Source organism: Streptomyces sp. MspMP-M5, assembly GCF_000373585.1.
In the GTDB taxonomy this organism is placed as follows: domain Bacteria; phylum Actinomycetota; class Actinomycetes; order Streptomycetales; family Streptomycetaceae; genus Streptomyces.
Genome location: NZ_KB891892.1, coordinates 52,833 through 66,288, shown reverse-complemented (window position 1 = coordinate 66,288; position 13,456 = coordinate 52,833). Strand labels below are relative to the sequence as shown.

Below are 13,456 nucleotides of genomic sequence, written 5' to 3'. Positions count from 1 at the left end.
CTCCGCGCCCGGCCGTCACCGGCGCGGCACGCGACCGCCACGTCAAATCTGATATAGCGTCATTAAATCGTAGAAACTCGCATTTGCCCAGATGACCGGGCGGGACGGGGCTCCCGCCCCTGATGATCTGCGAGGTGCCACACGCATGTCGGACGTTGCCTATGTCGGCCTGACGGCCGTGGTGTTCGCCCTGATCAGCCTGGCCGCCAAGGGGGTGGGACGCCGGTGAGCGCGGAGAACATCATCGGCCTGATCGTCGCCGCCGGCCTGGTGATCTACCTCGTCCTCTGCCTGATCTTTCCGGAGAAGTTCTAGGCGAGGACCCCCATGGGCGACGCCGCGGCGTCGTTCGTCACCAACACCAACTGGCAGGCGTACTCGGGCGAGTCGACGAGGGGGCGCCTGGTCCAGAGGGCGGGACCGACGGTGCACAACTTCGTCTCCGTGACGGTGGGCATCGCCGTGGCCGCCGCGCTGATCCGCGGCTTCACCCGCAAACGCACCTGCCAGGTGGGGAACTTCGCCGTCATGGCGGTCCTCTGGGCCGCCTCGGTCGCCCTGGTGACCGCCAACGAGCCGTACCGCAGCAGCAGTCCGGCCGGGGCGATGACTGACGACGGTGTTCCTCCCGGCGAACGCGCGACGATGCTCGGTCCCGGCCCGCGCAGATTCTCGGCGGTGCGGTACGCGCTGACGTCGGCCGACGCGGTCCATCCCGGCGGCCGCGGGCTCAGGCGCGCACCGGGCTGACGGACTCGAAGGCCGCACCGACCTGGTTGGCCAGGGTCACCGCGACCAGCCGGGCGGCAAGCGGCGGCGCGGCGCCCGGCGCGGCACGCAGCATGAAGCGGCCGTGGAAGCGCCCACCCCGGCTGACCCGCAGTTCGATCTCCTCGCCCGGCAGTCCGTCCCGGTCGGCGTCCCAGTGGCGGCGCCCCCAGGACAGCGAGCCGTCCTCCAGCAGCCGGGGCGGACGGCCGATGAGCGTGCCGTACTCGAAGCGGCACGAGGTCAGCCCCAGCAGCCCTACCAACTGCCGCCGCACATGGCCGACCACCGCGTCCGGACCGGCTGCGCTCTCGACGAGGCGGGCGGTGTGGTGGATCTGCGCCAGGTAGTCGTCGTCGGTGATGGCGATGACCTTCAGTTCCCGGGTGCGGGCGGCGAGCTGGGAGACCGCGACGCCGACGACGAGCAGCAGCACGGCGGTGGCGAGGTCGGCGGACTTGACGATGGCGAACCGCTCGTAGGGCCGGGTGAGGAAGAAGTCGAACCACACCGCGGCGGAGAGCGCCGCCAGCGCCCCGGCCAGGCGGTGCCCCAGCACGGCGACGGCCACCACCACGACGACGAGCACCAGCGCCGCGTGGGTGTTGGACATCCCGCCACGGAAGGGCAGCAGCAGCGCGCAGACCGCCGGCGGCAGCACGAGCGCGGCGACGAGCGCGACCTGGTCGCGGGTGAGGTAGCGCAGCATGGAAGCTCACCTCCAACTCCGGTGTAATCGGCAGTACCCGTTTTCGGAGCATTGCGCTCCTGCTTTGACGGAGCCTTGACGACGGCGGAGCCCGGGTGTTCGGTCCATGGAGGCCGGAGACGCGCCACGCGGGGTGGCCGGACCACTGGGGCGGACGGCCGGTGTCCGGCATCCTGGGCTGGCACCGTCCTGTGGGAGGAGGCGCCTGGATGGGCGCGACATACGGACTGGTGGCGGCGGTCTTCCTCGCCTCGGTGGTGGAGGCGGTGGAGGCGCTGACCATCGTCATGGCGATGGGCGTGACCCGGGGCTGGCGGTCCGCCTGGGCCGGCACCGTGGCGGCCGCCACGGCCCTGGCGGCCTTCACCGCCGCGGCGGGCTACGCGCTGGCCACCTGGCTGCCCAGGGCCGCCCTCCAGTTGACCGTCGGCACCCTGCTGCTGGTCTTCGGCCTGCAGTGGCTGCGCAAGGCGGTGCTGCGCGGCGCCGGTCTACGGTCGCGGCGCGACGAGGACGCGGCCTTCGCCGCGCAGACCTCCGCGGCCCGCCGCGCGGACGGGACCACCCGCCTCGGCCTGGACTGGTTCGCGTTCACCGTCACGCTCAAGGGCGTCTTCCTGGAGGGCGTGGAGATCGTCTTCATCGTGATCACCTTCGGGACCAGTGCCCACGACCTCCCGGTGGCCGCCGCCACCGCGGCCGCCGCGGCGATCTGTGTGGCGGTCGCCGGGTTCCTCGCCCACCGCCCCCTCTCCCGCGTCCCCGAGCACACCCTCAAGTACGGCGTCGGACTGCTGCTGACCGGCTTCGGCACGTACTGGGCGGTGGCCGGCCTCGGCGTCTTCGCACCCGGCGGGCAGAGCATCGCGTGGTACGGCGGCGACTGGGCGATCCCGGTGCTGATCGCGGCCTGGTTCGCCGTCAGCCGCCTGCTGGTCCGGGCCGCGCCCGCGGTCGCCGCCCGCACCCGTCCGCACCCCGCCGCACGCGTCCGGAGGGCCCCGTGAACATCCCCGCCCTCGCCAGGGCCTTCGCCCGCTTCTGGTACGCGTTCCTCATCGGCGACGACTGGAAGATCGCCGCCTCCGTGGTGGCGGCGCTGCTGATCGGCCTGGCCGTGCTGCTGGCCGGTGCCGTGTCCGGTGGGGCGCTGGCCGCGCTGCTGGGAGTGCTGCTGATGACCGGATTCGCCGGCGCGCTGCTGCTCGACGTACGCCGCCGCGGTCCGCACTGACGCCACGTCAGATTTCCACGGTCGGCGGGCGCTCTGAGCTGCCCGGATCAGGAAAACGTCAACATCGCCGCGTTCCGCCGCGCGACGGCCGAGGCGGTGTGACCATGGCACGCAACCCATGTCCGCTCGGCCGCCCGAGGTCCCCTCGCCGAACCAGGCGCCGTGGGGTCGTACCGCAATGGCGAGGGAGGGGCTGTCGGTGGCGCCGAAAGGGGTCGCGGCCGAGGCACCGGACGCACGCCCGGGGAAGCTCAAGGTGTTCCTCGGCGCGGCGCCCGGCGTCGGCAAGACGTACCGGATGCTGGACGAGGGGCGCCGGCGGCTGCGGCGCGGCACGGACGTGGTCGTGGCGTATGCCGAGTGCCACGGCCGGCGGCACACCGAGGAACAGCTCGCGGGGCTGGAGGTCGTCCCGCGGCTGCACCGCTCCTACCGCGGCACGACCTTCACCGAGCTGGACCTGGACGCCGTCCTCGCCCGCCGCCCCGCGGTCGCCCTCGTCGACGAACTGCCGCACACCAATGTGCCCGGCGGCCGCAACGCCAAGCGCTGGCAGGACATCGACGAGCTGCTGGCCGCCGGCATCGACGTGGTCACCACCGTCAACGTCCAGCACCTGGAGTCGCTCAACGACGTGGTGGAGAAGATCACCGGGGTCCCGCAGCGGGAGACCGTACCGGACGAGGTGGTCCGCCGCGCCGACCAGATCGAGCTGGTGGACATGCCCGCCGAGGCGCTGCGCCGACGCATGGCGCACGGCAACATCTACCGGCCCGAGAAGGTCGACGCCGCGCTCGCGCACTACTTCCGCATCGGGAATCTGACGGCCCTTCGGGAGCTGGCACTGCTGTGGGTCGCAGGCCGGGTGGACGAGGCCCTCCAGAGGTACCGGTCCGAGCACGGCATCGGCACCGTCTGGGAGACCCGCGAACGCGTGGTGGTGGCCCTCACCGGCGGCCCGGAGGGCGAGACGCTGATCCGCCGCGCGGAGCGGATCGCGGGCCGCTCTTCCGGTGGCGACCTGCTGGCCGTCCACGTCGCCCGCAGCGACGGTCTCGCCTACGCCTCCCCCGCCGCGCTCGCCAAGCAGCGCGCCCTGGTGGAGAAGCTGGGCGGCAGCTACCACTCCGTTGTCGGCGACCATGTGCCCGCCGCGCTGCTGGACTTCGCCCGCGCCGAGAACGCCACCCAGCTCGTCCTGGGCACCAGCCGCCGCAGCTGGCTGTCCCGTCTGGTGGCGCCGCGCGGCATCGGCGAGGACACCGTCGAGCTGTCCGGCGACATCGACGTCCACATGGTCACCCACGAACGGGCGGGCCGCGGGCGCCGGTTGGCGATGCCCGGCCGGCAGCTGCCGCACTCCCGGCGCGTCGCGGGCCCGATGGCCGGCCTCGTCCTCCCCTTCCTCCTGACCACCGTCCTCACCCATACCCGGGGCGCCCTCAACCTGACGAGCGAGGCCCTGCTCTTCCTCGTGACCGTCGTCGGCGTGGCCTGCCTCGGCGGCGTGGTCTCCGCACTGCTCGCCTCGCTCACCGCCTCGCTGCTGCTCAACTACTATTTCATCCCGCCCAGCGGCGAGTTCACCATCACCGAGCCCAACAACGCGCTGGCGCTCGCCGTCTTCGCACTGGTCGCGGTGACCGTCGCGGCCCTGGTGGACCGCTCCCTGCGGCTGTCCCGGCGGGCCGCCAGCGCCACCGCGGAGGCCGAGACGCTGTCGTCCATGGCCGGCACCATCCTGCGTGGCGAGCAGGGGGTGTCGGTGCTGCTGGAGCGGACCCGCGAGACGTTCGGCATGACGTCCGCCGAACTCGTCCCGCGTACCGACCTCGACTCCGACGCCGATGAAGAGAGCGACGGCCTGGTGAAGGTGCCGGCCGGACCGGACCGCGTCCTGGTCCTCCGCGGCCGCCGGCTGCCCGCCTCCGAACACCGGGTGCTGACCGCATTCGCCGCCCACCTGGCCGCCGCCCTCGACCACGCCCGGCTGACGGAGGCCGCCGCCGAGGTCGAACCCGTCAAGGCGGCGGACCGGCTGCGCACCGCGCTGCTGGCCGCGGTCAGCCACGACCTGCGGACGCCCCTGGCCGGCGGACGCGCCGCGATCAGCTCCCTGCGCAGCGCGGACGTGAACTTCACCCCGGCCGAACGCGAGGAACTGCTGGCCACCGCAGAGGACTCGCTCATCCAGCTCAACCGCCTGGTCGACAACCTCCTGGACATGAGCCGGCTCCGCGCCGGCGCGCTCGCCCTGAACCTCCAGCCCACCGCCTTCGCCGACGTCCTGCCGATGGCCCTGTCCACCCTGGCCGCGTCCCCGGTACGGATCGAGTCCCAGGGCCTGGCGGAGGTCAGCGACGTCCTCGCCGACCCACCGCTCCTGGAACGGGTCGTCGCCAACCTCGTCACCAACGCGGTGCGCCACTCCGACGCGGGGCAGCGGGTGCTGATCACCGCCAGTTCCCTGGGCCGACGCGTCGAACTGCGGGTCGTCGACGAGGGCCCCGGACTGCCGCCGGAGGACCGGGAGCGGATCTTCGTGCCGTTCCAGCGGCTGGGCGACCGCGACAACACCAGCGGCCTGGGACTGGGCCTCGCGCTCTCCCGGGGCCTGGCCGAGGCAATGGGCGGCACCCTCGACCCCGAGGACACCCCGGGCGGCGGGCTGACCATGGTCCTCTCCCTGCCCGCCACGGCGGCACCGGACGCGGCGGTGGAAGCCGTGGGACTCGGCTGATCCACGCGAGACCGGGCACAGCGCATCCCGAGCAGCGCATCCGAAGCAGCACGTCCGGAGGAAGGAGCGTCGATGGATACGGGCGCGGTGGCCGTGCTGGCGGGGATCGCCGCGTTCGGCGGGCTGCTCGGCATGCTGGCCGGGGTGTTCGGGCTCCGGCAGGTGCGACGGGTGCAGCGGACCGGAGTGTGCGTGGCGGCCCTGGTCAAGCAGCCCCCGGGCCGGGCCTCCGACGGGGCGGGCCGGCCTCGTCCGCTGCTCCAGTTCGTGACCGACGACGAGCGCGTGCTGGAGATCGTCTGCCCCGTGGCGCCGACCCGCCGGCGTCCACTCGCCGACGGCGACCGCGTGCTCCTGCGCTACGACCCGGCCGATCCGCGGACCGTCGTCGTCCAGGGCCGGGAACACCTGGGCCTGGAACGGGCCTTCGTCGTCGGCGGCGCGATCGTCCTGCTGCTGTCGCTGCTCCTGATGACGGTTGCGTAGCCGCGCCTTGGGCGAGGGCCACGCAACGGCCGCGCCCCCGCCTTCGGGCACCGCGGGGCGTGGAAACTGTGGCAGCAACGCGCTAAGAGTCGGTAAGACGCGGTAAGTTTTGAGCCGGAGTGCCGGGAAGTCTGGTCGGCGGCGGTTCAACAACAGCCGGAGCCATCGAGAGACGAGCGCGTGACCGACCTTACTGCCATTCTCCTCCTCGTCGTGTTCGCCACGTTGGTGGCCACCGGCGCCCGCCACTGGCGCATTCCCGCCCCCTCCCTGCTGGTCGTCGGCGGGCTGCTCGTCGGGCTGTTGCCCTGGCTCCGGGACGTCCAGGTGGCGCCCGAAGTGATCAGCGTGGTGGTGCTGCCGCCGCTGCTGTACGCCTCCGCCGAGGAGATCCCCTGGCGCGAACTGCGCGTGGTGTGGCAGCCGGTGACGGTGCTCGCCTTCGGTCTGGTGCTGGCCACCGCGGCCGCCGTCGGGGCCGTGGCGGCCGCGGTCACCCCGCTCTCCCCCACCATGGCGTTCGTGCTGGGCGCCGTGCTGGCCAGCACCGATCCGGTCGCCGTGACGGCACTCGGCCGCAAGATCGCGCTGCCGCCGCGGATACAGGTCCTGGTCCAGTCCGAGAGCCTGTTCAACGACGCCACCAGCCTGGTGCTCTTCAAGGTGGCGGTGGGCACCGCGATCGCCGCCCATGCGGTCACCCTGCCGTCGGCCGGCGGCCAGTTCCTGGTCCTGGGCGGCGGTGGGGCGCTGGTCGGCGGCGCCGTCGCGGCCCTGGTGGCGCTGATCCGGCGGCGTACCGAGGACCCGATCCTGGAAACGGTGATCGCCCTCGTCACCCCGTACGCCTCGTACGTCCTGGCCGAGGATCTGCACGCCTCCGGCGTCACCGCGGTGGTGGTCGCGGGGGTGGTGCTGGGCAGCACCGGACACCGGCTCACCAACGCCACCATCCGGCTCCAGGTGCACGCCGTCTACGGCACGGTGGTGTTCCTGCTGGAGAGCGTCGTCTTCGCCCTGATAGGGCTGGAACTCCCGGCACTCGTCCACCAGTTGAACTCCTACGACCACGCCTGGCCACTGGGCGTCCTCGCGGTGGCCGGCACCGTGATCGCCGTGCGGATGCTGGGGGTGCTACCGCTCTCCGCCGTCATGCAACGCCGCCGCGGCAACGGCACGGTCACCTGGCGCATCCCGGCGGTGGTCTCCTGGGCCGGCACCCGCGGGGTGATGCCGCTGGCCGCCGCGCTGTCCATCCCGCTGGCCGCCGGCGACGGCAGCCCGCTGCCGCACCGCCCGCTGGTCCTGGTGCTGACCACCGGTGTGGTCGTCTTCACCCTCGTCCTACAGGGCTTCACCCTCGCGCCGGTCGTCCGCTGGTCCGGGATCGCGCTGGAGCCGGAGCACACCGCCCGCGAAGAGGCCCGCGCCCGCGCCGGACTCGCCAAGGCGGGCCTGGCCTGCCTGGACGAGTTGGAGGGGGCCGAGGCCGCACCCACCGCGCTGCTCGACCAGCTGCGCCGCGGTCTGCTGGCCCGCCTGGACCAGGCCGACGCCGACCAGGACGACGACACCACGCCGTCCACCTGGGCCTCGGCCGCCACCTACCGGGAACTGCGCCGCACCGTGATAGCCGCCGAATCCACCCAGCTCCAACGGCTGTACGCGGAACACCACATCAGCGACACCACCCGGCGCCGGCTGCAGCGCGGCCTCGACCTCGAAGAGGCCGGACTGGGCGAGGACTGACCACCCGCCCGGTGGTCACCGCGGCCCGCGCCCCAACCACGATCCGGCCGCCACACCCCGACGGCCTGCCGCAAACTCAGAACCGGTCCGGGAACTTGACGCCGGCCACCAGCAGCCCCACCAGTGCCACCGCCACCAGCACCCCCACGATGTGCTCCGCGCTCACCACGGACCTCCCCTTCTGCACCCCGTCGATCGGGGCCCGCCGCTCCACGGTGGCGCCCGGCCCGGCAGCGTGTGCGCACCGGGGCCGGTTCCCTAACGGAATCCGAACGGCCCGGCGCGGCGCGGACCCGCGCCTCGGGCGGACAGTGGTGGATGCCCTTCTCCAGCATCGGCCGGCCGTGGGCGACCGAAGCGCCGCGGGTCGCACAACGTCGGCCCGGGGAAGCGGTGTTGGGGCAGGACGACCGGACCGTGCACGGATCAGATCAGGGATATCGGATCAGAGATGCTGCACCCGCTCGGCGGCGCTGCGTTCGACGCAGAACTCGTTGCCCTCGGGGTCGGCCAGGGTCACCCAGCCCGTGCCGTCGAGCCTGCGGTGATCGGCCACCAGCGTGGCCCCCAGGGCGAGGACGCGGGCCACCTCCTCGTCCCGGGACCGGTCCTGGGGTTGCAGGTCCACATGCAGCCGGTTCTTCACGGCCTTGTCCTCCGGCACCGCGAGGAAGAGCAGCGCCGAGCCCGGGGCGGTGACCAGGGCCTCGGGGTCGCCGGGGGCGTCGTCGTCGGCGAGCGAGCCGTCCAGGACGGCGGCCCAGAACTGTCCCAGGCGGTAGGCGTCGGAGCAGTCGAAGGTGAGGTGCCGCACGCGAGAAGCCATGCGGCGCACTATCCGGCAGACCCGCGGCGATTGTCCAGTGGGATTTCCCGTCACAGCCAGTGGATTTCCCCGTCACAAGGGGCCGGACAAGAAGTTGAATCGGGCACGGACAAGCGGGAATCCAGTGGGGGTTCGTCCCCCGAGCCGGCCATCCCTATCGCTTCTATAGTGAGAAGAGGGAGCCACTTGTACATGCACAAAATTGGAGCTTGACGTGGCTCGCATCACTATCAATGGCGTGACGATCGACCCCCTGGTCCAGTCCGCAGAGCTGGCCAGTGAAGAGTTGGTCTCGGAGGATGCTTCGGCATCAAACTATCTGCTTGTGCAGACCACGCACGTGCCGTCCGCGGAGGAGAAGAACCAGCTGACGGCACTCGGCGTGGTCATCCACGAGTACGTACCGGACAGTACCTACCTATGCGGATACCGGCCGTCCGATCTGGCGGCCGTTCGCGCCCTGCCGTTCGTGGCCTGGGCGGATGTCTATCTCAAGGGCTTCAAGCTCGCCCCGTCGCTGCGCTCGGGCCGACTGCGGCCGGGCGTCGCGGTGCTCGCCGAACCGCTGGAGATGGCGGAGCCCCGCACCCGTACCGTCGATGTCGTCCTCCACCAGGACGTCGATGCCGACTCCGCCGAGGTGCGGGAGCGGATCGCACAGGCCGGCGGAGTCGGCATCGGCGACGTCCAAGCCGGACACCGGAAGGTGCGGATGACGGTGCCGGAGGAGAACCTCGCCGCGCTGACCTCCCTGGACGACATCCGGCACGTCGAGGAAGTCCCGACCATGGTGCTCTACAACTCCGTCGCGGGGACACTGCTGCACGCCCGGGTCTCCCACAACGGCGCGCCGTTCCGGGGCGCGGGACAGGTGGTGGCCATCGCCGACACCGGCCTCGACAAGGGTTCCACCCAGGACGTGCACCCGGCGTTCCACGGCCGGGTCAAGCGCCTGGTCGCCCTCGGCCGCACCGACCCGGACCAGACCGACGATCCGGAAGGCCACGGCACGCATGTGGCCGGTTCGGTCCTCGGCAGCGGCCAGTCCGCGTCGATGGGCGGCGCCATCGACGGCACCGCGCCCGAGGCGACGCTCGTGCTGCAGTCCCTTCTGGACGACAACGGCGGACTGGGCGGCATCCCGACCGATCTGCAGGACCTGTTCGGGCCGCCGTACACCGAGGACGAGGCACGGGTCCACACCAACTCATGGGGGCCGACCCAGCCGGGGCTGCCCTACAACCAGCAGTCGGCCGAGATCGACCAGATGGTCTGGGACCACAAGAACCTCGTCATCTGCTTCGCCGCGGGCAACGCCGGACGCGATCTGGGCCGGACCGGCCGGATCAGCCCCGCCTCCGTCAGCGGACCGGCCGCCGCCAAGAACTGCATCACCGTCGGCGCCAGTGAAAGCCGGCGCCCGGACATCGCGCTGACCTACGGCCAGTTGAGCTCGTTCTCCTTCCCGGTCAACCCGATCCACGACGACCGGCAGGCGGACAACCCGGCCGGGATGGCGGCGTTCAGCAGCCGGGGGCCCACGCAGGAGGGCCGCTTCGCACCCGACGTCGTCGCCCCCGGCACGTCGATCCTGTCGACCCACTCGCGTGCGGCCAAGTTCAGCACGGTGTTCGGAGTCTCCGACGATCCGGCGTTCTTCTTCGACAGCGGTACGAGCATGGCCACGCCGCTGGTCGCGGGCTGCGTGGCGGTACTGCGGGAAGCCCTGGTGAAGAACGGCACCCCCGATCCGAGCGCGGCACTGATGAAGGCTCTGTTGATCAACGGGGCGGACGACCTGCCGGGCCAGTACAACCCCTCCGAGGCCGGCCCTTCCCCGAACAACAACTCCGGCTTCGGGCTGGTCAATCTGGCACAGGCCGTCGTGCTGCCCGACGCCGGTGACCATGCTGGCTTCACCGAGGGGGACGCGCTGGACCAGGACGAGGAGCGCACCTTCGCCCTCACCGTCCCGCAAGACGACGGCCACGAGCTGAAGATCACGCTGGTCTGGACGGATCCGCCCGGCCCCGCCCTGCAGAACGACCTCGACCTGATCGTCCGCGCGGGCGGACAGGAACGCCACGGGAACATGGGCACGGACTCCGGCTTCGACCGGATCAACAACATCGAGCAGGTCCGCTGGCCCGGCATCCCGAGCGGGGATGCCGAGGTCGTCGTCCGCGCGCATCGCATCACACAGTTCGCCCAGCCGTACGCCGTCGCCTGGCGCCTCGTCTGAGGCGGCCGCCCACGGGGCCGGACCGCCCGCTGCGCCGCCCGTGCGGCCACCGGGCGGTCATATCCCCTGGGGCATAGGGGCGTTGGCCGTCGCCAGGAGTTCGGGGAGAGTCCCCACGAAAGTCGGCAGCAGTTGGAGGCAGCGGCCCCAGGCATCGATGTCTGTCCCCAGATGCTCTCGGGTGAGCAGCTCTGCCTGGACGCACACCGGCTGCGGGCCGGCGTCGTGACGCTCGTCGCCGTGGGACGCGTCTTCGTGGGGCGCGGCGCCGGGCCGCTCGTCGGGGTACTGCTGGAGGGTGTGCAGGGCGGCGCGGGCGGGAGCCGCATGCATGAGGACGTCGGTGTGGGTGAGCCGGCCGCCGACGAGCGCGGCACGTATCCAGTCCGCTCCGCACACCGGCGTCTTCTCCAACGCGGCCAGCAACAGCGCCCGGGGGCAGTCGGGAAGCTCCACCAGGGCGTCGAGCAGTTCGTCGGGGAGCGTCCCGGCGTCGCGCGCCGCGCCGAGCGCCTGCCAGGGTGGCATGACCCCCTCACCGCGGAGCTGCTGCAAACGCTCCCGGGGCCGGCCGGCCGGCTCGGTGAGATACGCCAGCAGCGCCGCCGGCGACTCCGCCTCGGCGAGCTGGGAGCGCAGCTCCGCCAGGCCGTGTGGCGACGCCAACTGCCGCTCCGTGCGGTCCCGGAGGGCGGTCGGGAGGTGGTCCGTCGCCAGGATCTCGCGGACCGCGTCGGGCCCGCCGCGCTCCCAGACGGCGACCAGCAGCCGCAGCCGCGAGGCCGGCAGATGGAGCGGCCGCAGCCGCGCCAGGACCCTGTGGGCCACCCCGAGATCCCCTGACCCCAGACCGGCCGCCAACTGGGCGCGGTCGTAGACGGCGTCGGGGTCGTCCAGGGCCGCGAGCAGTTCCCCGGAGACCGTTTCCCGACTGCCGCCGGCCCGCAGGCGGCCGGCCAGCAGCCGCTCGTGTTCGGTCCGGTCGAGGGGGCCGAACCGGAACAACATGGCGTCCACCGCCGGCTCGTCGAGATCCAGGAGAGAGCGCACCTTCTCCTCGGAGAGAGCGCGGCTGCCGGCCATCGCCACCTGGGCGGAGGGGCCGTGGGCGGCCACCACCGTCTCGCGGACCGCCGGGGACGGGTTGCCGAAGACGAGGAGGTGCTGCACGGCCCGCTCGTCGAAGTGGGGCACGACGGCGAGTTGGGCCTCCTCGGAGGCGCACGCCAGTGCCTTGAGGTAGGCCGACCGGGCACCGTCGGGTTGCTCGGCCGGGAACTGCGCCGGGGCCGGCCGTGGCCAACTCTTGTGACGCTGCATGCGGGCATCGGTCGCGTTGGCGTCCGTGGCGGTCACGTTCGTCACGGTGGCTTCCGTCGCCGTGACGTCCCTTGCAGCGGCGTCCATCGCGGTGACGTCCGCGACGAGTTCAGTGACGCTTCCGAAGGCCGTGCTCAGCCGGGCATAGAACGTCAGCCAGTTGACGGGGTCCGGGCCGAGCGCGTCCAGCAGATCCGTGAGTGCCTTCCTGGTCGGGCCGTGGTCGAGCGGGAGATGCGCCAGGACCGCCTCGGCCGGACCCACCTCGGCCAGCACCCGCTTCACGGGCAGCCGCCCAGCGAGGATGCCGCGCTCCAGGGCGTGGTACAACACCCCGTTGCGCTCCTCGCGGTCGGTCCACAACACCGTGAACGCCTCGAACGGGAGCTCCGCGGCGTACTTGGCGGTCTCGACCGGATCGGCCCGGAAGCTCTCCCACAGCAGATGGGCGGGACACCCCTCCCACTGGGTGAGCAGGAGCAGCGGGGTGACCGCCCGGCCGGTGTCGTCCGCAGGGAGGTTGTCCCGGTGGAAGGACAGGCGCTCGTGCTCCCGCCGGATCAGCGCCCAGTCCAGGCCGTCGGGCCTGGCTGTGAGGCCAGGGCATCCGCAGCGCACCCTCGCCAAGGCGTACAGGTGCTCCGGGTCGGTCCACTCCTCCGTGGCCCGGTGCCCCCGGAGGTACGTCTCCGGGTCGGGGACCGCGAGGGCGGCGCGCAGCATGTCCGGCAGCCACGGATGCCAGTGGCTGAGCAGCGGTACGTCCTCGTGCATGCGCAGGAATTCCTCAAGGGCCGCGGTGGTGCCCCAGAGGGCGAACAGGCTCAGACAGGCGTCGACGACGGCCGGCGGCGGGAGGTACGGGTTGAAAGCGGCGAGGAGATCCATGGAGAGCCCTGCGGCCCCACTGGTCAGGGCGGGGACCATCATGGCCCCCTCGGCTTCGTAGACCATGTTGAGCAGGCCGTCTTCGGCGTACCAGCGATCATCCATGAAGTCGGCGGCCTCCAGCAGGATCGCCAGCAGCCCCGGCGCCTCCTCCACCGCGCGGTTCTTGCTCCCGTCGTCGTCGCGGTATTCCGCACGCCACAGCGCCGGGCCGAGGACCGGATCTCCCGTCCCAGCCGCCGTGGCGAGCCATTCGACCGGGTCCTCCTCCAGGAGCGCCCGCAGCCGTCCGGCATCCTCCCCACCGAGGAGTTCGCCCACCAACTCCCGAGGGAGGCCCAACCGGTCGGAGAGCAGGGCCAACAGCTGCGGCCGCATGCGCTCGGCAAGCGCGTCGGCGGTGGCCGGATCGGCGAGGCGCAACGCGAGACGAAGCGCGGAGCGGGAGCTGTCGCTCACGGTCGGGTCCCTTCACGGCGGTGTGGACGGGCGGG

Annotated in this window: 11 protein-coding genes and 1 pseudogene; 8 read left to right on the top strand and 4 right to left on the bottom strand. The window is 72.3% G+C overall.

What is annotated here, in order from left to right:
* Window positions 1-225: 225 nt before the first annotated feature.
* Entirely contained in the window at window positions 226-315 is a 90-nt protein-coding gene (gene kdpF / locus B073_RS43295; protein WP_018539518.1) for a K(+)-transporting ATPase subunit F, read from the top strand.
* An 18-nt stretch (window positions 316-333) separates the two neighbouring features.
* Window positions 334-528: pseudogene (locus B073_RS47970) on the top strand (potassium-transporting ATPase subunit KdpA); the annotation flags it as partial.
* Between the two features lie 202 nt (window positions 529-730).
* Here the strand turns inward: B073_RS47970 and B073_RS0118210 are convergent.
* Window positions 731-1,477: a DUF4118 domain-containing protein gene (locus tag B073_RS0118210; RefSeq protein WP_018539516.1), complete on the bottom strand. Its 747-nt coding sequence runs from the start codon at window positions 1,475-1,477 to the stop codon at window positions 731-733.
* A 209-nt stretch (window positions 1,478-1,686) separates the two neighbouring features.
* Here B073_RS0118210 and B073_RS47965 point away from each other — a divergent pair, with 209 nt between their 5' ends.
* The 5 genes from B073_RS47965 to B073_RS0118185 all read left to right on the top strand — a co-directional run bounded on the left by B073_RS47965 (window position 1,687) and on the right by B073_RS0118185 (window position 7,686).
* Window positions 1,687-2,484 carry a hypothetical protein gene (locus tag B073_RS47965; protein ID WP_018539515.1) on the top strand — a complete coding sequence of 266 codons (798 nt, stop codon included), beginning with the start codon at window positions 1,687-1,689 and terminating at the stop codon, window positions 2,482-2,484.
* The gene (locus tag B073_RS0118200; RefSeq protein ID WP_018539514.1) at window positions 2,481-2,711 is read left to right on the top strand and encodes a hypothetical protein; all 231 of its coding nucleotides are present in this window, start codon (window positions 2,481-2,483) and stop codon (window positions 2,709-2,711) included. The genes B073_RS47965 and B073_RS0118200 overlap by 4 nt, the downstream gene beginning before the upstream one ends.
* Window positions 2,712-2,910: 199 nt before the next feature.
* On the top strand, window positions 2,911-5,451 hold the full coding sequence (locus tag B073_RS0118195) for a sensor histidine kinase (protein WP_018539513.1): 2,541 nt from the start codon (window positions 2,911-2,913) through the stop codon (window positions 5,449-5,451).
* Window positions 5,452-5,523: 72 nt separating this feature from the next.
* Window positions 5,524-5,937 (top strand): DUF3592 domain-containing protein, encoded by a 414-nt coding sequence (locus B073_RS0118190; protein ID WP_018539512.1) that lies wholly within the window; start codon window positions 5,524-5,526, stop codon window positions 5,935-5,937.
* A gap of 180 nt (window positions 5,938-6,117) precedes the next feature.
* The gene (locus B073_RS0118185) at window positions 6,118-7,686 is read left to right on the top strand and encodes a Na+/H+ antiporter (RefSeq protein WP_018539511.1); all 1,569 of its coding nucleotides are present in this window, start codon (window positions 6,118-6,120) and stop codon (window positions 7,684-7,686) included.
* A 76-nt stretch (window positions 7,687-7,762) separates the two neighbouring features.
* Here the strand turns inward: B073_RS0118185 and B073_RS45235 are convergent, their stop codons facing one another.
* The gene (locus B073_RS45235; RefSeq protein ID WP_018539510.1) at window positions 7,763-7,852 is read right to left on the bottom strand and encodes a hypothetical protein; all 90 of its coding nucleotides are present in this window, start codon (window positions 7,850-7,852) and stop codon (window positions 7,763-7,765) included.
* Window positions 7,853-8,131: 279 nt separating this feature from the next.
* A complete protein-coding gene (locus tag B073_RS0118175; RefSeq protein ID WP_026247502.1) occupies window positions 8,132-8,512 on the bottom strand; it encodes a VOC family protein in 381 nt (126 codons plus the stop codon).
* Between the two features lie 238 nt (window positions 8,513-8,750).
* Between B073_RS0118175 and B073_RS0118170 the strand changes: the two genes are divergently transcribed.
* The gene (locus B073_RS0118170; RefSeq protein ID WP_199788165.1) at window positions 8,751-10,754 is read left to right on the top strand and encodes a S8 family serine peptidase; all 2,004 of its coding nucleotides are present in this window, start codon (window positions 8,751-8,753) and stop codon (window positions 10,752-10,754) included.
* 57 nt (window positions 10,755-10,811) lie between these two features.
* Here B073_RS0118170 and B073_RS46465 read toward each other — a convergent pair whose 3' ends face one another.
* Window positions 10,812-13,421 (bottom strand): hypothetical protein, encoded by a 2,610-nt coding sequence (locus tag B073_RS46465; protein WP_026247500.1) that lies wholly within the window; start codon window positions 13,419-13,421, stop codon window positions 10,812-10,814.
* Window positions 13,422-13,456: the final 35 nt, after the last annotated feature.